At 44.8% G+C, this 19857-nt stretch carries 18 protein-coding genes; 10 read left to right on the top strand and 8 right to left on the bottom strand.

Translation table 11 applies throughout. The annotated features are described in order from the left end of the window. The first annotated feature begins 120 nt into the window (after nt 1-120). Nucleotides 121-1215 (top strand): patatin-like phospholipase family protein, encoded by a 1095-nt coding sequence (locus tag OCU35_RS19000; RefSeq protein ID WP_261826232.1) that lies wholly within the window; start codon nt 121-123, stop codon nt 1213-1215. A gap of 25 nt (nt 1216-1240) precedes the next feature. Beyond that, the gene (locus tag OCU35_RS18995; protein ID WP_065210382.1) at nt 1241-2029 is read left to right on the top strand and encodes an ABC transporter permease; all 789 of its coding nucleotides are present in this window, start codon (nt 1241-1243) and stop codon (nt 2027-2029) included. Between the two features lie 39 nt (nt 2030-2068). Here the strand turns inward: OCU35_RS18995 and OCU35_RS18990 are convergent, their stop codons facing one another. Together OCU35_RS18990 and OCU35_RS18985 are read right to left on the bottom strand one after the other, a co-directional pair. Next, a complete protein-coding gene (locus OCU35_RS18990; protein ID WP_065210383.1) occupies nt 2069-3163 on the bottom strand; it encodes a mechanosensitive ion channel family protein in 1095 nt (364 codons plus the stop codon). After that, a complete protein-coding gene (locus OCU35_RS18985; protein WP_102489925.1) occupies nt 3163-4098 on the bottom strand; it encodes a LysR family transcriptional regulator in 936 nt (311 codons plus the stop codon). The genes OCU35_RS18990 and OCU35_RS18985 overlap by 1 nt, the downstream gene beginning before the upstream one ends. Nucleotides 4099-4225: 127 nt before the next feature. Here OCU35_RS18985 and chrA point away from each other — a divergent pair, with 127 nt between their 5' ends. Next, complete coding sequence (gene chrA / locus OCU35_RS18980; protein ID WP_261826231.1) at nt 4226-5374, top strand: chromate efflux transporter; 1149 nt, start codon at nt 4226-4228, stop codon at nt 5372-5374. Between the two features lie 8 nt (nt 5375-5382). Here chrA and OCU35_RS18975 read toward each other — a convergent pair whose 3' ends face one another. Beyond that, nucleotides 5383-6438 carry a helix-turn-helix domain-containing protein gene (locus tag OCU35_RS18975; protein WP_261826230.1) on the bottom strand — a complete coding sequence of 352 codons (1056 nt, stop codon included), beginning with the start codon at nt 6436-6438 and terminating at the stop codon, nt 5383-5385. Nucleotides 6439-6695: 257 nt separating this feature from the next. Between OCU35_RS18975 and OCU35_RS18970 the strand changes: the two genes are divergently transcribed. Both OCU35_RS18970 and OCU35_RS18965 read left to right on the top strand, forming a co-directional pair. Then, complete coding sequence (locus tag OCU35_RS18970) at nt 6696-8099, top strand: IS4 family transposase (RefSeq protein ID WP_261826229.1); 1404 nt, start codon at nt 6696-6698, stop codon at nt 8097-8099. Between the two features lie 75 nt (nt 8100-8174). Beyond that, nucleotides 8175-9346, top strand: a protein-coding gene (locus OCU35_RS18965) for an IS3 family transposase (protein WP_261825059.1) whose coding sequence is annotated in 2 segments (ribosomal slippage) — nt 8175-8445 and nt 8445-9346 — 1173 coding nt in all. Because the reading frame shifts where the segments join, the coding sequence is not laid out codon by codon here. 163 nt (nt 9347-9509) lie between these two features. Here the strand turns inward: OCU35_RS18965 and OCU35_RS18960 are convergent. After that, a complete protein-coding gene (locus OCU35_RS18960) occupies nt 9510-10367 on the bottom strand; it encodes a hypothetical protein (RefSeq protein WP_261826228.1) in 858 nt (285 codons plus the stop codon). Between the two features lie 201 nt (nt 10368-10568). Here OCU35_RS18960 and OCU35_RS18955 point away from each other — a divergent pair, with 201 nt between their 5' ends. Beyond that, a complete protein-coding gene (locus OCU35_RS18955; protein WP_017029013.1) occupies nt 10569-11429 on the top strand; it encodes an SMP-30/gluconolactonase/LRE family protein in 861 nt (286 codons plus the stop codon). Between the two features lie 61 nt (nt 11430-11490). Here OCU35_RS18955 and OCU35_RS18950 read toward each other — a convergent pair whose 3' ends face one another. Next, entirely contained in the window at nt 11491-11937 is a 447-nt protein-coding gene (locus OCU35_RS18950; protein WP_261826227.1) for a carboxymuconolactone decarboxylase family protein, read from the bottom strand. A 165-nt stretch (nt 11938-12102) separates the two neighbouring features. Here OCU35_RS18950 and OCU35_RS18945 point away from each other — a divergent pair, with 165 nt between their 5' ends. Next, the gene (locus OCU35_RS18945; RefSeq protein ID WP_261826226.1) at nt 12103-13671 is read left to right on the top strand and encodes a diguanylate cyclase domain-containing protein; all 1569 of its coding nucleotides are present in this window, start codon (nt 12103-12105) and stop codon (nt 13669-13671) included. 5 nt (nt 13672-13676) lie between these two features. Here OCU35_RS18945 and OCU35_RS18940 read toward each other — a convergent pair whose 3' ends face one another. Continuing rightward, complete coding sequence (locus OCU35_RS18940) at nt 13677-14891, bottom strand: multidrug effflux MFS transporter (protein ID WP_371936656.1); 1215 nt, start codon at nt 14889-14891, stop codon at nt 13677-13679. A gap of 78 nt (nt 14892-14969) precedes the next feature. Here OCU35_RS18940 and OCU35_RS18935 point away from each other — a divergent pair, with 78 nt between their 5' ends. After that, nucleotides 14970-15860: a LysR family transcriptional regulator gene (locus tag OCU35_RS18935; protein ID WP_102321672.1), complete on the top strand. Its 891-nt coding sequence runs from the start codon at nt 14970-14972 to the stop codon at nt 15858-15860. Nucleotides 15861-15888: 28 nt separating this feature from the next. On the opposite strand, the gene OCU35_RS18930 is transcribed toward OCU35_RS18935, so the two are convergent. Then, nucleotides 15889-16980 (bottom strand): MBL fold metallo-hydrolase, encoded by a 1092-nt coding sequence (locus OCU35_RS18930; RefSeq protein ID WP_170963482.1) that lies wholly within the window; start codon nt 16978-16980, stop codon nt 15889-15891. A gap of 124 nt (nt 16981-17104) precedes the next feature. Here OCU35_RS18930 and OCU35_RS18925 point away from each other — a divergent pair, with 124 nt between their 5' ends. Together OCU35_RS18925 and aroG are read left to right on the top strand one after the other, a co-directional pair. Then, nucleotides 17105-17713: a TetR/AcrR family transcriptional regulator gene (locus OCU35_RS18925; protein WP_017029019.1), complete on the top strand. Its 609-nt coding sequence runs from the start codon at nt 17105-17107 to the stop codon at nt 17711-17713. 239 nt (nt 17714-17952) lie between these two features. Further along, entirely contained in the window at nt 17953-19005 is a 1053-nt protein-coding gene (gene aroG, locus OCU35_RS18920) for a 3-deoxy-7-phosphoheptulonate synthase AroG (protein ID WP_065210391.1), read from the top strand. A gap of 88 nt (nt 19006-19093) precedes the next feature. Here aroG and OCU35_RS18915 read toward each other — a convergent pair whose 3' ends face one another. Then, nucleotides 19094-19285, bottom strand: coding sequence for a hypothetical protein (locus tag OCU35_RS18915; protein WP_017029021.1), 192 nt, complete (start codon nt 19283-19285; stop codon nt 19094-19096). Nucleotides 19286-19857 lie beyond the last annotated feature (572 nt).

The following is a 19857-nucleotide window of genomic DNA, read 5'->3' as shown; positions in this document are numbered from 1 at the left end:
GTCGGTATACCCGTCCTATGATGTAGAAGTATCTACAACGCTCAAATACCATAATACCGAGTTGAAACCTTTGGCTTCACTCGGTATTTTGTTATCTGACGTATTTAAGGAATGTGGAACATGGAAACTGAGTGTACGAATAAGTATTCGCTAGTGGTTCAAGGTGGGGGTCAAAAGGGGGCATTTGCTGCCGGCGTCTTGGATACCTTTATTGCCGCTAACTATGACCCGTTTTCTTTGTATTTAGGCACTTCTGCTGGCGCACTCAATGTCTCTTCATTTGTGACTAAGCAGCCTGGCCTAGGATTAGATTTCATTCTTAATTACACCACGCAAAATCGCTTCTTTGACTTTAATAGATTGGTTAATAAAGAACAGGTGGCTATGGATCTCGACTGGGCCTTTCAGTTTGTACACAGCGGCGAGTTCCCATTAGATTTGGAAAAGGGCGCTAAGAATCTGGGTTCAGAAAAACAGGCTTTGGCCTGTGTTACCCATGTTGAAGAGATGAAGGATTATTACTTTCCTATCTTTTCTGAAAATTGGTATGACGTACTAAGGGCCACCTGCGCTATTCCTATGCTTTACCATCAAGAGATTAATATAGATGGAGCAAACTGGGTTGATGGCGGTGTAACAGCCACTGTTCCTGTTCACGAGGCGTATCGACGTGGAGCATGTAACATGGTGGTGATCACCACAGAGCCTATGATTGAAAAAACGTCTGCAAGTAAATTAGCGATAAAAGCAGAGCCACTTGAAAAGCTCAAACTAGAATTAGCTCGAGGTATAGAGCCCTACATCAATCGAATTGCACCTTTAAGCAAGAATGAACGCATGAAACAACTGAGTGACGTGTTTTTGAATCGAGTCAGTCAGCTTAAGCAAAGCCATCAGTTTCCCGCGCTCAACTCCCTGCCTAAAAACTGGCTGCCGGATACAGAGAAGCTGACAGAAATGATTGCCCATCAATCACATAAGCAGTTCAAAGCGCATGCACCCCGCTCGATGGAAATGCTATTTGCTCATTACATGAATCATTCCAGTATTTCTGAGTTTATGAACCAGCCTCCAGAGGGCGTTACCATTCGAGAGATCGCACCACATAAGCCTCTTAACTGCACAGGCTTGTTGAGCCACAAAGACGATATCTTTGCAGACTATGAGTCAGGTGTATTGGCAGGCAAAGACTTTTTATCTAACCTGCCAAGCTAATTTAGCTTCGACAACGGTCTCAACTATGCAGCCTTCTCACGATATTGACTGGTGGCACCTCGCCACCTTTTCTCTTCTTCTTGTTATCCCTTTTGCTATTAATCGCTTTTATAGGCTTGAGCTAGGAAAAGATATGGGAGTGTCTGTCGCAAGAATGTTTGTGCAGTTGACTCTTGTAGGGGCGTACCTAGAGTTTGTATTTTCGACCAATAATCTATGGCTAAATTTAGCTTGGATTGCAGTGATGCTTGGAGTGGGTGCCAGTGCAATTGTGGGTAAAGCAAAGCTCCCTCGCAAGGTACTGTTTACGCCTGTTGTGAGCGGCTTGGTTATTGGCCTTGCTCCTATACTTTTCATTCTGTGTTGGCTGGTGGTTCAACCCACTCCAATCTACAGTGCGCAATATATGATCCCTTTGGCGGGGATGCTTCTTGGAAATAGCTTAAGTGGCAACATAGTCGCATTGCAGAATCTCTATACCGCTTTTGACGAGAGAAATGAAGAATATCAGGTCGCTATTGCGTTGGGTGCTCCGCCTTTATTTGCGGCGCTGCCCTTTGTGAGAGCGGCTATGCAAAAGGCGTTTGCTCCGATACTGGCTTCGATGGCAACAACAGGCTTAGTGACTTTACCAGGCATGATGACGGGTCAGATATTGGGCGGCGCTTCACCTATGGTCGCCATTAAATATCAGATGATGATACTGATCGCTATCTTTGTGATGATGAGTATTTCGGTCACGCTGACGTTGCAATTTAGCTTGCGTAGGTCGATCAATGAAAATGGAAGAGTGATTGTGGGATTGATTAAGTGATGCCCGAGGGCATCACTTAGGTTTGTTACGTATTGCTGGTTACAATGACTTCTGCATAAGTGCCTGCTCAGGTGGATGATCCAGTTTTAAGGTCTGAGTAGGGAAGGCGACATCAGCGCCGTTGTTGCGAATAATCTGCATAATTTGCAGTAGCACATCTTGTTTCACCTCGTGGAATCGAACCCAGTTTACTGTCTTAGTGAAGGTGTAGACAAAGAAGTCTAAGGACGACGCACCAAACGTATTGAAGTTCACAATTAATGTTTGATTGGCATCGATATCCGGGTGGTTCTTTAGCATGTGATGCACATCTTCAATGATTTTATCGACCTTAGTTGAATCGCTATAGCGAAGCCCTATGGTTTCGTAGATTCGGCGATTGGTCATACGCGAAGGATTCTCTACCACGATGCTACTAAACACAGAGTTGGGTACGTAGAGTGGGCGCTTATCAAAGGTGATAATCTTGGTCATTCGCCAGCCAATACGGTCAACCGTGCCTTCAATACTGCGGTCGGGAGAACGGATCCAATCTCCGACCTTAAATGGACGGTCAAAGTAGATCATCATGCCGCCAAAGAAGTTAGAGAGCAGGTCTTTTGCAGCAAGACCCGCAATCAAGCCACCGACACCACCAAAGGTAAGTAGGCCAGAAAGGCTCAGTCCGAGGGTTTGCATTACCGTAAGCACACCGATAATGACGACCAGCAATCTCGCGAGTTTAGCGACTGCTTGCACTGTAGTGACGTCTCGGTTTTTTTTCTCAAGTAGCTGGTTTTCAAAGTTTGTAATGATTCGAGATAGAGTCCAAATCGCAATGCAAATAACCAGAATTAGCTTAAGCGTAGAGAGCCAATTAAAATCATGGGTAAAGTTTTCTTCAAGGAATAATCCCATAGAAACGGTACCAGGCCAGAGCCAGATTAAGGTACTGACAGGAGCCTTAAGACCGTGAATAACGGCGTTATCCCATGTGATCTTAGTTTTTTCAGCAATGCTTTCGAGTCTTCCAATTAATAACTTCCAAACCAACCAGAAAACTAAGCTTAGGGTGGTGATCAAAATTATCTCATTGATGATTGCACTGTCGGTTAACTTGAAGAGATTAAGCCATTCAGCTTTGGTATGTTCCATTATTGCTTATTTTCCTTGAGTTGATTATTTTGCACTGCCGTTGCTACTCGAGATTGTAGCCACTGTTGCTTATCATTACTTGCCAGCCCGCTCTTCCAAACCATGCTAATGGTAAAGTCACTCACCTCAATAGCGGGTTTTGCGCGAGTGAGCCCATCAGAAATGTAGGGGATCATCGACATCAGTTTTGGCACAATACAGATGAGATTTCGCCCTTTTATTAACTGACCAATGGTTAAGAAGTTTCGAGAAATCACCTGCACGTTTCGCTGGTGGTTTTGCTTTGCTAGCGTGCTATCAGTCGGGGTCACCCATCGACCATCTGGACTCACTAATGCGTGCGGAAGACTACAAAAATCTTCTAAGCTCACCGGTGTACTCAGCCCTGTTGCGACCGGATCGAATAAGCAAACGTGGCTTTCTTTGTAAAGCTCTTGAGATTCAAAGCCCTCGCCGAGTTCAGGAAAGCTTCCGATAACCAAGTCTAAGCGCTCTTTTTCAATGATGTCGACAAAGTTGTGCCGATTTACATTGATAAAACTGACCTTAACATTAGGGGCCTGCTCAGTTAATGCGTCGAATATAAGGGGGGCAAAGACAAACTCGGCGTAATCGGTGAGCCCCAAGCGACAGGTGCCACTAAAGGTTTCAGCATCGAACTTTTCTGGTGACAGGATATTGTTTTTAATCACAGACAGAACTTGTTCGACATCACTCCCCAAGTTGAGAGCCCTTTCTGTCGGCTCCATTTTATGTCCACTACGATGAAATAGTGGATCACCCAACAGAGTGCGAAGTCGAGATAGGCTGTGGCTCATCGCCGATTGACTAATGTGCAACTCACTTGCCGCTGCAGAAACACTGCGAGCCCTAAGCAGGGCTTGAAACGCGACCAGCAAGTTCAGGTCAACGCCTTTCCAATTTATCTCCGCCATTGAGCCTCCATGATGTGCTTTGTTTCTTTAATCCTATTTCATTCATGAAATATATCAATACTATTAATTTGAGTCATAGAGTTGCTTCGCTTAGGGTATCAACAAATTTCATCACTGGTGATTGGTTATGTTTTCTATTTTTAAAATATTTTTTGCATTGGGGTGGGTTAGCTTTGGCGGGCCCGCAGCACATATTGGTTATTTCAGAAAAACCTTTGTAGAGCAGAAGCAATGGTTAACGGATGAGGAATATGCGCAACTGGTTGCGCTGAGTCAGTTTCTTCCCGGCCCAGGCTCTAGTCAGGTAGGCTTTGCTCTCGGCTATAAGCAAGGCGGTATAGGTGGCGCTTTTGCTGCCTTTTTCGGCTTTACCTTACCATCTGTGATCTTGATGTTAGCGTTGGCGCTACTAAGCAGTAGCTTGCTAGAAACGTCGCTATTTATTGCCATTATTCACGCTCTTAAATTGCTGGCTGTTGTGGTGGTTGCTGACGCTATTGTGGGGATGTACAAGAATTTTTGTCAGACCAAACAATCCATTGGCTTGTGTCTCTTTGTGGCGGTTGCCATGTTGATGTTCAGTGGTATTGCAGCTCAAATTGTTGTGCTACTGCTGTGTGCTGTGCTGGGCTCGGTGTGGTTCAAACAACAGGGTCAACCTGAAACGAGCTCAGTCAAAGGTAAGCTTTCTGTTACGCCATTAGTGATTTTTGTGGCTGTGCTGTTGATTGGTCCTTTTGTTGCAAGCCAAACCCCTATACTGAAGATTTTCCATGACTTCTTTTATGCAGGTTCTTTAGTATTTGGTGGTGGGCATGTTGTCCTTCCACTGTTGCAAAACTTGATTGGTGATCAGCTCACAACGGATAGCTTCTTAACTGGCTATGCGGCCGCGCAGGCTGTTCCTGGTCCTATGTTTACCTTCGCCACTTACCTAGGTTATGAATTGTTGCCTCAGCAGCCTATTGTCGGAGCATTAGTGGCGACAATGGCGGTGTTCTTGCCGGGGTTCTTACTGGTGTTGTGTGTGATCAACAACTGGCAGGCACTGGCCTCTATTCCAAGAGTTTCTGCTGCACTAAAAGGCGTGAACGCAGGTGTGGTAGGACTATTGATTGCCGCGTTATACCAACCCATTTTTGTCAGTGCAGTAAACGGCGCGCAAGATTTTGCTATCGTACTTATTGGCTACTTCTTGCTAAAACAGATGAAACTACCGATTGTCGCCTTGGTAGCAAGCTTCATTGGTTATGGCGTTCTACTTTCGGTCTTTTAAGGTTTAGGCTAGTTAGAGGCTTTGCTCGCGTTCGCCGCTGGACGCGGGCTCAGCCCATTTTGTTGGGCATACTGCATGGGTGGCAAACCGGTAATGCGCTTAAAGGCACGGATAAACTTTGACGAGTTGGCATACCCAAGGTGCGAAGCAATATCAGAGATACTGAATCGACCATCTTCTAGTACTCGAATTGCAAACTGCATGTGCAGCTGTTCAATGACCTTTCGAAATGTGATGTGTTCATTGTTTAGTTTTCGTTGAATAGTGCGTCTGGAGGTATTGAGGATCTCAGAGGCGCTATCAAGGTCGAGTTTACGCTCACCAATGTAAGGCATTAACGCGGATGCAAACTGTTCATGATAGGTGGCGAGCACATCGTACTCTGGCAGAGAATACTGGTAAGGGGCCACATTGAGCTCTTGATAGGCTTCTTCTTCTGACAAGATAATGTACGTACTCTCTCTATCAACAAACACGCCTTGTTTTGCTAACTTCAACTCACCGCCTAATCTATTGATATCCACATGCTGTAAGCCTACAGAAAGGGGAAGCCAATCCTTACCTAACAGTCGTCGAATGTATTGAACCAAGAAGAATAAACTCTTCATTTCTAGCCAAAATGCAGAGCCTTGATAACGATTTTCATAGTGGTTAGCCGTAGAGATGTGGATTTTAACTTGGTTTTGATAGCCCTCCAGTTCAAGCTGGATCTCTGACTGACTAGAGCGAGTTTTAAATTGCTCTGTGACTTGGTTGAGAACTGAGACCAGTGTGCTGTGCTTAGGATCAATAGGGATAGGCCACATAAAGCTCAACTGCGCGGTGCAGTCGACCAAGTAATCAACAAACGTTTGAGATTCAGACTCTTGATACAAGGTTTGCATAAAGTGAATGAAGGCGTATTCAGGAATTGACTCTAAATAGGGGCGTTCAAGATTTGAAGGTAACAATTCTATTGCTTTAGCCATCAGAGGCGCAGGAAAGTAATCTTGAGCACAGTTCAATACCAGCCTAATGGTTTCGACTCTGATCAGGGGGATGTCGGTATGAGCTGTGCTGTTCACGGGTTATTCCTGCTATGTCTCGTATTCAACTAAAGTCGGCGAGATCCCCGATAAAACAATTCGGGGATGACCTTATTCTACCCTAGCTTACTAAATTGAGTATGCGTGAACAATTGTGAAAAATAATGCTACAAGCTACAAGCTACAAGCTACAAGCTACAAGCTACAAGCTACAAGCCTGACTTTCATACACAAGTCTTGTTATCTAATCTCAGTGTGATCTAATACTTCCTTTAGCTTATTAGGTCACACTTTCTATGTTTACTTCCAACTCTGAGCACTGGGCTGAATTTATTTTTGGTCGCGCACAACTTGGCGATCCTCGTCGCACCAACCGCCTGGTTAAAGTAGCCAGTGATCTAGCTAAGAACGCTGGTAAATCGGTGAGTCGCTCTTGTGACAACCCTGCTAGTATCGAAGGTGCTTACCGCTTCATTCGTAACGATAGTATCAGCCCTGAAGCCATTGCTGAGGCTGGATACATTCAAACTGACGAGTTAGTTCGTCAGCGCCCTTTAGTCTTAGCACTCCAAGATACTACTGGTCTGAGCTACCGCCATTCTGTTTGTGAAGAACTTGGCGAAGTCAATTCAGGGAGCGACAGACGCCACAGCAATAAAGGGCGAACACTCTATGCTCATTCTACATTGATGTTGGATGCTCAGAGCGAACAAGTACTGGGTTTGGCTTATCAACACTATTGGTACCGAGAGAGTAAGCAAGTACAACAAACCCACCAGTTACAATGCAGAGAGCGTAGTGAAAAAGAGAGTTATAAATGGCAGCATAATGTTGAACAACTTTCATCACGACTTGAAACGCTCGACAATGTCATTGATGTTTGTGATCGTGAAGCGGATATGTACGAATATCTAGACTATCAAATCAACCAGGGTCACCGCTTTGTCGTACGAGCAAGTGATAATCGACGCTTAGTCGGCTTTGATGAAAAGCTTTTTACAGTGCTCGATGCCCTTGAACCAAGCGCTCACTACACCATAGATATTCAACAAAAAGGTGGACGTCGAGCGCGAACCGCAACGATAGCATTGAGCCATACATCGGTGACGTTGCAAAAGCCTCAACGCGCTAAAGCAGAAGCCACTATCACTGTAAATGCCGTGGTCTGCCAAGAAGTCGAACCCAACGGCGAAAAAGGTAAATTACGCTGGGTACTTTATACGACCGAACCAGTGACAACTCCCGAAGAAGCTCGTCAAATAGCTCGCTACTACGAACTAAGGTGGCGCATAGAGGAGTTTCATAAAATCTGGAAATCAGAAGGTACACAAGTAGAAAGATTGCGTATGCAAAGTCGTGATAACTTACGTCGTGTAGCCGTTATTCAAGCCTTTATCGCGGTACGTTTATTTCAGTTACGAGAACTGACGCAAAACAAGGAAGAGGCGAAAAATATTCCATGCACGGTTTATTTCAGTAACGTCAGTTGGAAAATACTTTGGAAAGCGGTACACAAAACTAAGCCAATACCGACAGAGCCCCCTTCACTGCATTGGGGGTATTACGCTCTCGCCAAGTTAGGTCGCTGGCATGATAGTAAAAGGAATGGTCGTGTAGGTGTTGTTGCACTATGGGATGGTTGGTTACAGCTAATGCAATTAGTCGAATCCTATGAAATGCTCAAAGGACTCGACTTGTGATCAAGAGACAGGCTACAAGCTAGAAGCTGATACGACCTCGATAAAGTAGACACCTAATTTAAGGTATTAGGTGTCATGCAAATAAAGCCAAGAAGAATATTTTCAGACGAGTTTAAAAGAAACGCTGTTCAAAAATCCCTGAGGTCTCCAGATACAGTAAAATCTGTCGCAATATCGCTAGGAATTCATCCCGCTGTTTTAAGTAAATGGAGACAAGAATTGACATCATCTAAGAAAACTTCAAACCCTTTAAGAAACGAAGGTCCAGAGCACTCTTTGGTTGAGTTAGAACGAGAAATCGCTCGTCTTAAACAACAACTTGAAAGGGCTGAAATGGAGAATGATATGTTAAAAAAGGCGAAGGCTTACTTCGACAGTCGAAAAGAATAAAGTTTGAGTTTATCGCTAAGCACCATAGTGCTAAACGGCCAATTAAATGGCTGTGTGAACTCTTTGAGGTGTCTCGTGCAGGCTACTATAAATGGCTGAACAGTGAGCCTAGCGAACGCTCTGTAAAGAACCGCTCTCTGTCTGAGTTCCTTAAGGTTACTAGTGACAAGCAACACTGCATTCCCGGCTACAGGAAGTTGTGGAAGTTGGCGGTAGAGAATAGTTTTGTGTGTAGCAAAGCTAAGGTTCAGCGCTTGCTACAAGCTATGGGATACCGCTCTACGGCTTGTAAACGCAGTTTTGGTCGCGCAGCTAATAGGTCGAGTAAGATTACTGCCCTTAATATACTTAACAGAAAGTTCAAAGTCGCAGAGCCCAATCGTGTTTGGACATCTGATATCACTCAAGTTAGGTGCCGAGATGGTTGGCAGTATTTATGTGTAGTTCTCGATTTGTATTCAAGAAAGGTGGTTGGTTGGGGAACAAGCAAAATTAATAATGCTGACTTGGTCATAAAGACACTAAATCGAGCATGGGAAGCGAGGAAACCAAATGGTGAAAAGCTATTGTTTCACTCGGATCAAGGAACACAATATACCGCTGAATGCACCTTACTTTGGCACTATAGACGCAACATTACCGTTAGTATGTCAAGAAAAGGAAACTGCTGGGATAATGCGTGTACAGAGAGCTTCTTCGCCCAGTACAAAAAAGAGTGGATGAGTAACCTTGGAGAGATATCTCGCCAGCAAATGATCACTCAAAGTCGACTTTATATTGTTAATTATTATAATTCAGTGAGAAAACATGGGACACTCGATGGAGTTAGTCCCAATGATTTCGAGCTAGTAAAGTAAAGCCCCGTGTCTACTTTTACGGGGTCATATCAAGCTAGAAGCTAGAAGCTAGAAGCTAGAACCCAGAACCCAGAACCCATAACCCAGAACCCCGTCTCCCGTCCTCCCGAGCCCCAAATTCCGTCACCCCCGAGCGCTCCTATCGGGGGTCTAAATACTACCCCTAAAACAACCCAGCAAACTTATTCTCTACCACCGGCGTAATATTCAAGCCAATCATAAAGTCTGGACGTGTCTTCTCGTCTTTCTCGATGTAGTAGTTAGCCTCTAAGCCAATCTTCCAAGGGCGACTGCCCATAATGACGGTCTTGCTCACTTGAAAGTTCAGCGGGATCTCTGCTTGGTCTGTGTTCCAGTCATAAGTCATTGTTGGAGAGGAGGCGATAGTCCAGCCATTGCCCAGCAATTCTACCCAGCCAATCTGCACAGAGGTGCGATTAATATCTTCAATGACATGTTCACCATTTATCTTGTCAGAACTATTAGAAACCCCCCATAGGTGATTAGGGAAGAAGATAAAGATACGCTCTTTACTTGCCTTACCTAACAGCATCTCAGGGCCCACAGCAAACTGCTCTGAACTAAAGCCACTACTACCTGTAGGTAGTTGCGCGATAAGACCAAAGGCGGTGATGTTTCCCGGTGCTGCTTTTGGTGCATACGCCAGATCGAAAGAGATATCGCCAAAGCCTGAGTCATCCCTGTTCAAGTTGCCCACATCGTTGTTGATGACATAAGGCAGTGCAGGGCGGAATATCACCTTGTCGCCGTTATCCATCGGGAAGGGCAGTGCAGGTTGGAATAAGATAGTTGAGCTATCGCCGCCACCGTCATAACCAGAATAATACTGAAACTTAAAGTTCAGGCTCGCTAATGCAGTGTTTGGGTTGGCTAACTCTTTAGCTGCCTCATCCGCTAAGGCTTTCTTGTCGGTATCTTGTTCGCTGCTTAATACAGGAAGCGCAAACAGCGTTGAAAGTAGGGCGACTGTAGTGGCGGCTTTTTTGATGGATATCGGCATAGTATGACTCACTTGCAAACGGGTTAGATTGTTCGAATTGCGTGCATTTTAACCTTTGAGGTTTATTATGATGTCCAATTTGCGCCACGCTTAAATCAAGTTAGTTTGTAAGAAAATAAATAACTGCGAGCCGTCTATCGGCATTTTTTACTTGTTTATGGTTTCCTCTATCCCACTATAAAAATGAAAAGCTAGGAAGTTATGATCACGGTTTCTGCACTGCAGCATGTCCCTTGTGGTTTAGGGGAGGGGATTCTTTGGCACCCTGAACGTCAACAAATGTTTTGGATCGATATTATTGAGCATCGATTGTTATCACTTAAGGGTGAAGAAATTGTCGATACCCCACTAGAACGAACTCCATCAGCTCTTGGATGGGTAGATAAAGACTCTTTACTTTTAGCCGATGAGGTTGGTCTTCATTTGCTGGATATTGAACAACAGTCGCTTAAGCTGGTTGTTGGTTTTGAGCATGATCCATTGACGCACCGTAGCAACGATGGACGCGCAGATCCTTGGGGCGGTTTTTGGATAAGTACGATGCATCGCGATGCCATTGAGGGAGAAGCAGCGTTTTATCGCTACTTTCAGGGCAAGCTTACCAAGGTTATTTCAAATATCACGATACCTAATGGCTGCTGCTTTTCTGCGGATAAACATTGGGTCTATTTCACGAATTCTCCTACGGCGCAGATAATGAGAATGAAGCTAGATCAAGACACGGGTTGGCCTATCGCTGAGCCGGAGCTGTTTATCGATCATTCAGAAAACTTTAGAGAGCCTGATGGAGCAATTGTGGCTGCCAATGGCGATATGATCAGTGCGCATTGGGGCGCTGGAGAGCTAGTACGTTATTCTTCGGAGGGTGAGATTGTTGAACGTTATCCTGTTCCCGTTAAACAACCCACTTGTCCTGCATTTGGTGGAGAGAACCTCGATACGCTGTATGTGACCTCAGCTAAAGTCGGTATTGAAGACCGTTCGGCCAATGAAGGTAAAACTTTGGTATTGACCGGAGTGGGTAAAGGTATAGCTGAGCCTGCAGTGAAGCTATCGCTATAGGGTTATAAAGCCGATTTTCAGAGGCCTGAGAGTAGCATCAGGCCTCGATTTCCTTTCTCTACTATTTGTATACAGTCAACTCATTAGCATGGGTTGCAACACCTAAGCGATTCCAAGCATTCATCATGGTACAAAGAACGATGAGTTGAGCAACTTGGTCTTCCGAAAAGTGTTGCTCTAACGCTTTATAGGTGTCATCGGTAATCCCCTGCGCATAGATATGAACCATCTCTTCAACCAGCGCTAACACGGCTCTTTCTTGACCGGTAAATAGCTTCGATTCCTTCCACACTGACAATGCAAAGATACGCTCTTGTGTCTCCCCATGTTGCAGTGCCCCTTTTGTGTGAACGTGTATGCAGTAGGCGCAACCGTTGATCTGAGAGGTACGAACGCGAACGATCTCTTCGATAATAGGGTCAAAAGCGCATTGCTTTAGATAAGCTTCTACCGCAAAAAAAGCTTTATAAGCGGCAGGCTGTACATTGTAGATGTTGACTCGAGACATAACGATCCTTGTGTGATGTGCTTGCTTCAGGGGCGCTCATTCACCCATTTGCATAATTTTAGTCTATTATAAGCACAGTAATAATGTTCATAATTCCTTGATCCAACTGATAAATCTATCTAGATAGTTGGTGTTTTTCGTCATACAACGGTATTTAAGCACTAAATGTCCTTATCAAAAAAAATCCTCTACATACTGTTGCCACTTTTAGCTGCCATGGTAGCCGTGAGCTATTTTGCGCACTGGCAGTACGTTTTTCCTGTCTTTAAACAGCTAGAAAGAGAAGATGCCATTACGAACTTTGAGCGAGTGGCGGCTCGTTTCAATGAGGATATTGTTGATCTAGACCTACAAAACAAAGATTGGGGGGCTTGGGATGATACTTATGAGTTTATCCAGGGAGAAAACCTCGATTATATTGATGCAAATTTAGGCGTTGAGTCATTTCGAAATGGTCAGTTTGATTTCTTATTTTTCTTCGACCTTGCAAAACACCTGCATTGGCATGGCATTTATGACCCTGATACTGATTCACTTGTTTATGATGGTAGTTTTGTACAGCGTGTTGTTGATCGCTTAGAAGATAAATTGATAAAAACAGATCTGGATTTGTTCAGTGCAGAAGCTCATTACACTGGGCTTGTTCTTTTGGAAAACAAACCTGTTGTTTACTCTATTCGTCCTATCCTAACCTCTCAAGAGACTGGTCCCTCTAAGGGCTTTGTCCTTCGTGGACGTTATATCGACCCCAGCCTTGTTTCGAACTTCATCAAACAAACTCATGTAAGATTTAAGATAACGCCTGTTGCGGACAGGACTAAAACCTACAATGACGAGCTGGTTGTGACTGAAATTGATGATGAAACCCTAGAGGTTTCACGTTATGTGTTTAGCTATGGCGTGCCGATCATGTTGGTAGAATCCTTCTTCCCTAGAGACATCAGTGCGCAGGGTAAGGTGGCGGTCCAATCGGCTCTCTTTACGAGTGTTTTACTTGGGTTTTTACTGTTGTTTGCATTGTGGATTACTTTGCGGAAGGTAGTACTGGAGCCAGTAACTCACCTCACACAGAAAGCGACGGCAATCACTAATACTAAAGATTATAAAAAGCGTGCACAGGTAGAAACAAGTGACGAGATAGGGGAGTTATCTCGACAACTCAACAAAATGCTCGATGTTATTGAGAATAGAGAGGCAAGCCTAGAGGAGCTTTTAGCGAGGCTGAAAGAGCTTTCAATGACCGATGCCCTCACTCAAATTTCTAACCGTTTAAAGTTTGATTCAGTGTCTGAAATGGAGTGGCGCCGGATGCAGCGTGAACAGTTGCCTATTTCAATCATCATGTGCGATGTGGACTTTTTTAAGCAATACAATGATCATTACGGGCATGTTGAAGGTGATCAGTGCTTAGTCAGCATTGCGAAAGCTCTGGAGGACAGTGTAGCGCGCCCAGCGGATCTGGTTGCTCGTTACGGGGGAGAGGAATTTGTTATCTTATTGCCGAGTACTGGTCTTGATGGTGCCACACATCTGGCTAAGACGGTATTGGACAAGGTTGCCGCTATGCAACTGCCACACCCAATGAGCGACGTGGCACCCCATGTGACTGTGAGCTTAGGTATTGCAAGTGTCGTACCGAGTGAAGATAACTCACTGCTGCAGCTTATTACTGATGCTGATAACGCTTTGTATCAGGCCAAGCAGAACGGTCGCAATACGTTAGCGACCAATTAATACCACTATTTTTCTTGCAATAGAGCTTTATCTTGAAGGTTCTTCTTCAGCACTGAACACAGCAATACGGCGCCCATGCTTGCCCCAATGCACAAGTAAAGAGCCCCAAGCTCCATCTGATTCGTCACCCAATTACCCACTAGATAGCTTCCAAAAAAGCCTGCAATACACATCTGCACCGACCCAGAAAGCGCTGAAACTGAACCTGCGTCTTTCTTGTGTGGCTGTAGCAGTAGCGTGATTGACAGTGGGAAGGAAAGCCCCTGCGCCACGGTGAGCCAGGTAAACGCCCAGATCAGATTGAATACCGTAAATGGGGTAATGAGTAGCCAAAGCCCAGCAAAGAAGAATAGCCCAATGCTGAGAGCGAGCAATTGAAAGGTGCTGTATCGCTTATTAAGCATGTTCAGCAACAGACTGCCACCTAGTAGTCCTGCCGAGGGTATGATCATTAGGGTGCCGTAGTCAGCGGCACTCATCCCCATTTCTTGCTGCATCAAGTAAGGCATGATGGATAGCGATACCACTGCCGCCAGATAGCTGAACCAATTGTAGGATGCAGAGCCAATCACTTGCGGGTTCTTAATGAGTTGTAAGTACTTACTAAGAACTGAAGATGGCCTGAATTTTTGCTTAGCATACGGCAAGGTTTCTGGCATCACAAACCAACCTATAACGAATGTAGCGCCGAGATAAACCAGTACGAAAGCGAAGACAGCATGCCAACTCAAATGGAAGGCTACCCATCCTCCAAGCACAGGGGAGAGGATTGGCATAATAGATGCTGTTACAGACAAATAAGCCAAGGCTTTTGTTAATTGTCCACCGTCATAGCTGTCTCTAAGGACGCTACGGCCCAGTACTGAAGCGCTACCCGCACCTAGTCCCTGCAATAATCGACCTGCCTCAAGAGTGGTGATGCTATCGGAGAAGGCAAGACAGATCACAGTGCCGATAAGGTAGATAAACTGCCCAAGTAAGAATACTGGACGTCTGCCAATGGCGTCTGATAAGGGACCATAAAAGAGTTGTGAGACACCAAAACCGACCAAGAATAGGGTAACGATCGACTGCAGTTGAGATTTGTCTACCTGCAGGCTTTCGCTAATTAAAGGCAGTGACGGTAAGTAAATGCTCACCCCCATCTGTCCTGTAGCAATGATCATCATTGCCAAGACTAATGGGCCCAGTTTCATCTTTGAAGAGTGTTTTAATTTCATGCCGAATAGTTTAGATTAAAATGCAGTGGATGATAATTACCCGACTAGGAATTAGATTGATTCCTGTAAGGATATAATTTGGATTGGATTCAGAGCCTGAAAAGCTATGTGCTGGTGGTTGAGGAGGGGAGCTTTAATGGGGCTGCCAGACGTTTATCGACGACCAGTTCTGCGGTAAGCAAGCGCATACAATGGCTAGAGGATAGAATAGGTGTGCAGCTATTGAAGCGCACCACTCGTTCGGTAACTCAGACAGAAGCGGGAGCGTTGTTTTATGATAGAACTAAGCAACTTCTCGACCAACTCCAGTCGGTAGTAGACGAAACTCGTTCGGTCAGTGAAAGTCCGAATGGGATGCTGAAGATTGGAGCGACCATAGCAGTAGGTTCGAAATTCTTAGTTCATTACCTTGATGGGTTCTTGAAGAAATATCCGGATATTCGAATTCAACTCATTACCACGACGCCGGGACAGATGCCGGAAATGAGTCTAGATCTGTTTATTACCCGAGAGCTCGAACATTTGAATTCACTGAGTTTTAAATCTAAGCCATTATTTGAAGATCGCTTAGGTTTTTATGCTTCGCCGAAATATTTGCTCGAGCATGGCGAGCCGCAAGATACCACTGAACTGCAACAGCATAATGTATTGATTTTTGGTGAGCAGCTTCATCGAGAGTTGAAACTCGCTGATGGGAAACGACTCTCTCTTAACGGAAATTTTGCTTCGACCAATCCGGAGGCGATGTTTCACGCCGCCAAGAGTGGAATGGGTATTCTGATTTCCAATGCCGTGATGATTCAACAAGAACTGATGCAGGGAAGCCTAGTTAAAATCCTCCCAGATGTGCAAGCAAAAGACACTATGGTGTACGCGTATTACCCTAAGCTAGATTATGAGCATACTCGTACCCGATTGTTTCTAGATTACTTGCAGCAATGTTTAGAAGAAGAGCAGAGCGCTTCCTAGCTTCCTAGTTTCTGCTCTTTGCTCAATATTAGTGGGTATTTGCTACCGCTGTCTTGAACTCTTCTTTGTACGGTTGCAATTCGCGCCACCATGCATACTGAGCATGACTACTTGGCGACTCTACATCGACCATTTGGCCAAATAGTGGAGTGACCAATTGAACCTGCTTACTGTTTGCATGGACAAGAGCGCGCTCAAGTGGCTCAAACCAATCATGCAGAGCAAGATCGAAAGTGGAGTTATGGATAGGTAGCATTGCCTTGCCTTTAAGGTCTATGTGCGCCTGAACACTTTGCTCTGGCGTCATGTGAATATCACTCCAGGCATCGTTGTAGGCACCCGTTTCCATCATGGTCAGATCAAAGGGTCCATATTTTTCTCCTATAGCCTTAAATCCAGAGAAGTAACCAGAGTCGCCACTGAAAAATAAGTTCGCTTGCTCGCCCTTTATGACCCAGCTGGCCCACAAGGTTTGGTCTCTATCAAATAGACTACGACCAGAGAAATGTTGGGTGGGTGTCGCGGCGAAGGTAATTGAGCCTATCGTCTTTTCCTGCCACCAATCTAATTCTGTGATTTTTTCTTGTGGAACGCCCCAGCTTTGCAAGATTTTGCCAATACGCAGCGGTACCAAAAAGTGTTCAACCTTGGCGTGTATCGATTTGATGACGTGTTTGTCTAGGTGATCATAGTGATCATGACTGATGACAACCATATCAATGGTGGGGAGCGCTTCAATGGAGATAGCCGCAGGTTGGAAACGCTTCGGGCCAGCCCACTGCACGGGTGATGCACGATCACTAAATACGGGATCAGTGAGAATAGTTTTACCATCTAGACGAATGAGCATACTGCTATGGCCTAGGCGTGCAACTGCAGGGTTAGTGGTATTCTCAATCTCCTCTCGGGATAGGGGAACGCTTGGCAAAGCCTGTTGCGGAGTTGGGTGTTCACGATCGGCAGTAACATAGGATTTAATGATGCCGTAAAGATCGCCAAAACTACTTGTGTATTCGATCTCGCTGTTTTGAAATTTACCGTTTTTCTCAACCGATGAAAATTCAGCTGCGTTGATGGTTGTTGCAGACATAAGCAGTGCTCCCAATACAAATCGTTTCATGTAAATGCCACTAGTTAAAGTAAACTATACGGTGTAGTTTACATGCGGTGCTTTAAAAGTAAACTACTTAGTGTAAAATAAAGTGATGGTTTTTCCTCCACCATAAATAAGACTCTGATAAATAATGAAAAAGACACGTAGTGAATTAAAGCGCGAAGCGATCCTTACCGCAGCAAAGCAATCTTTTCTTGAGTTTGGCGTTAAGAACACCAGCATGGATAAGCTTGCTAGCCTTGCCAATGTGTCTAAGCGCACCGTATACAATCACTTCAGTTCTAAAGAAGCATTGGTGATAGAGCTGGTGGGCATTATGTGGCGAGAAGCGGTCCAGGAGATTAACCTCGACTATCAGCCAGATATGCCGCTGGAAGAGCAGCTAGAAAAAGTGTTACTGGCAGAAATTGAGGCGAGTTGCGCGCCTGACTATATTGAGCTGGCTCGTGTTGCTATCGGTCATTATTTTTATTCTCCTGAAGAGCTGCAATTGCAGGTGGCAAAGTTTTCCAAAGAAGATAGCGCGATCGCGGTTTGGGCAAAGCAAGGGATGGCTGATGGTAAATTGAAGGAATGTGAGGTTAGCTTATTTACTGAGCAAGCCTACGCATTGATAAAAGGATATTATTTCTGGCCGTTGTTAGTAGGAATGAGAGATTTCCCTACACAAGAAGAAAAGTGTTTACATGCGCAGCGTAGTGCTGAATTATTGTTAAGTCATTATAAATTAGTGTGTTAGAGAGTGTATTAGGCCTCTTAAATACTCCCTAATAACGGGTGTAACTCATACTGTACACCTTGCGTAAAATTTATATATTGTCGAAATATTGCTTTTTAATTAAAAAAGTGATTGAAACTCGTTTTCTTCTTAGTTAAGTTGCATGGACACAAGCAAAACAGATGCCGTTACTGCACTGCATAAATTTAGAATGCCAAGTGCTTATTCTGTAAGCGGTAAGAATTTAAGGATAATCTACTATGTACCAAACCGATGACGTTCGCATCAAAAGAGTAAAAGAACTACTACCGCCAATTGCTATTTTGGAACGCTTTCCAGCAACAGAAACCGCTGCTGCGACCACATATAATTCACGAAAAGCGATTCACGACATTTTAAATGACCAAGATGACCGTTTATTGGTTATCGTTGGCCCTTGTTCGATTCACGATACAGAGGCGGCACTTGAGTATGGTAAGCGTCTAAAAGTTCTTCGTGATGAGTTAGGTGATCGCCTAGAAGTGGTTATGCGTGTTTACTTTGAAAAGCCTCGTACCACGGTTGGCTGGAAAGGCTTAATCAACGACCCGTACATGAACGATACGTTCAAGCTTAACGATGGTCTAAGAATGGCTCGTAAGCTGCTTCTAGACTTAACTGATTTGGGCCTACCGACGGCGGGTGAGTTTCTAGATATGATCACGCCTCAATATGTAGGTGACTTGATCAGCTGGGGTGCGATCGGTGCTCGTACTACAGAATCTCAGGTTCACCGTGAGCTGGCATCAGGCGTATCTTGCCCAGTTGGCTTCAAAAACGGTACCGATGGCAACATCAAGATTGCGTCAGATGCGATTCGCAGTGCTGAGGCATCTCACCACTTCCTATCTGTAACCAAATACGGTCACTCTGCAATTGTGGAAACCGGTGGTAACCCAGATTGTCATATCATTCTTCGTGGCGGCAAAGAGCCAAATTACAGTGCTGAGCACGTTGCTGATATTAAGCAACAGCTAGAAGCCTCTAAGCTACGTCAGAAGGTGATGATTGATTTCAGCCACGCGAACAGCAGTAAGCAATACCAGCGTCAAATCAACGTCTCTGACGACGTTTCAGCGCAACTAGCGAACGGTGAGCAAGCTATCTTCGGTGTTATGATTGAGTCACACCTAGTGGAAGGCAGACAAGACCTAGTTGACGGCAAAGCGCCAACATACGGACAGTCTATTACTGATGCTTGTATTGGTTGGGAAGACACTGAGAAGGTACTGCACCAACTTGCAGACGCTGTGACCGCACGCCGCAACGCATAAGCTTTCTAGGGTCATAAACATTCGAATAAAATAAAACGCCCTGATGTGAGTCAGGGCGTTTTTTATTGGTATTTAGTTGTAGTTTTAACTATTTAGCCTGGTCCAATGCTTTGATCATATCGACCAGCTCGTCCTCAGTTTTGGGCTCTTTATGAAAGTCCACCGAAGGTGAAGCCCCTCCCTTGAGTACATAAGCCTTTGTCCCGCAGTGATCATAGTGATACCAAAGTCCGTTTACGCATACGTCGGTGTAGCATCTTGGGTCTTGTTTTAGTTCCATGCGAATACTCCTTTGTTCACACTTTGTTAACAACTTCACCTTAATTCAGCTGAGCATTTCAGAAAATGATCTAGATCAATGTTGTTGCGGTTTTGTTATTGGGTTGTGTTTTTTTTGGCTGTCAGCTGTCAGCTATCAGCCTTCAGCCAGAAGACTAATATGACTTCGTCATTCCAGAGTGCTTCTATCTGGAATCTAGGAACTAAAGTGCATGTAGATCCTGGATAGGAGATCTCGAGGATGACGAGCTCAAAGTTAGCGACGTGATCAATAAGGTCATTCCAGAGTGCTTTTATCTGGAATCTAGAAATGAAGGTGCATCGAGACCCTCGATAAGAGACCTCGAGGGTGACGAGCTTACAATTAGCGACGTGCTCAACGAGGTCATTCCAGAGTGCTTCTATCTGGAATCTAGGAACGAAGGTGCATGTAGATCCTCGATAGGAGACCTCGAGGATAACGAGCTTATAGTTAGCGACGTGCTCAACGAGGTCATTCCCGCATGTTGTTAGCGGGAATCTAGGAATGCTGGGACATAGAGGTTGCCAATAAAAGTCTTGGCAATGACCGCT

The sequence above is a fragment of the Vibrio breoganii genome (assembly GCF_024346795.1).
GTDB classification, from domain to species: Bacteria; Pseudomonadota; Gammaproteobacteria; order Enterobacterales; family Vibrionaceae; genus Vibrio; species Vibrio breoganii.
This window is presented reverse-complemented; position numbering and strand designations above follow the sequence as displayed.

What these genes read in the sequence shown, in the direction of transcription:
- OCU35_RS18970 (WP_261826229.1), top strand. Translation starts at nt 6,696, where the DNA reads ATGTTTACTTCCAACTCTGAGCACTGGGCTGAATTTATTTTTGGTCGC.
- OCU35_RS18950 (WP_261826227.1), bottom strand. Translation starts at nt 11,937, where the DNA reads ATGTCTCGAGTCAACATCTACAATGTACAGCCTGCCGCTTATAAAGCT.
- OCU35_RS18940 (WP_371936656.1), bottom strand. Translation starts at nt 14,891, where the DNA reads ATGAAATTAAAACACTCTTCAAAGATGAAACTGGGCCCATTAGTCTTG.
- OCU35_RS18995 (WP_065210382.1), top strand. Translation starts at nt 1,241, where the DNA reads ATGCAGCCTTCTCACGATATTGACTGGTGGCACCTCGCCACCTTTTCT.
- OCU35_RS18925 (WP_017029019.1), top strand. Translation starts at nt 17,105, where the DNA reads ATGAAAAAGACACGTAGTGAATTAAAGCGCGAAGCGATCCTTACCGCA.
- OCU35_RS18960 (WP_261826228.1), bottom strand. Translation starts at nt 10,367, where the DNA reads ATGCCGATATCCATCAAAAAAGCCGCCACTACAGTCGCCCTACTTTCA.
- OCU35_RS18985 (WP_102489925.1), bottom strand. Translation starts at nt 4,098, where the DNA reads ATGGCGGAGATAAATTGGAAAGGCGTTGACCTGAACTTGCTGGTCGCG.
- OCU35_RS18990 (WP_065210383.1), bottom strand. Translation starts at nt 3,163, where the DNA reads ATGGAACATACCAAAGCTGAATGGCTTAATCTCTTCAAGTTAACCGAC.
- OCU35_RS18955 (WP_017029013.1), top strand. Translation starts at nt 10,569, where the DNA reads ATGATCACGGTTTCTGCACTGCAGCATGTCCCTTGTGGTTTAGGGGAG.
- OCU35_RS18915 (WP_017029021.1), bottom strand. Translation starts at nt 19,285, where the DNA reads ATGGAACTAAAACAAGACCCAAGATGCTACACCGACGTATGCGTAAAC.
- OCU35_RS19000 (WP_261826232.1), top strand. Translation starts at nt 121, where the DNA reads ATGGAAACTGAGTGTACGAATAAGTATTCGCTAGTGGTTCAAGGTGGG.
- OCU35_RS18945 (WP_261826226.1), top strand. Translation starts at nt 12,103, where the DNA reads ATGTCCTTATCAAAAAAAATCCTCTACATACTGTTGCCACTTTTAGCT.
- chrA (WP_261826231.1), top strand. Translation starts at nt 4,226, where the DNA reads ATGTTTTCTATTTTTAAAATATTTTTTGCATTGGGGTGGGTTAGCTTT.
- OCU35_RS18930 (WP_170963482.1), bottom strand. Translation starts at nt 16,980, where the DNA reads ATGAAACGATTTGTATTGGGAGCACTGCTTATGTCTGCAACAACCATC.
- aroG (WP_065210391.1), top strand. Translation starts at nt 17,953, where the DNA reads ATGTACCAAACCGATGACGTTCGCATCAAAAGAGTAAAAGAACTACTA.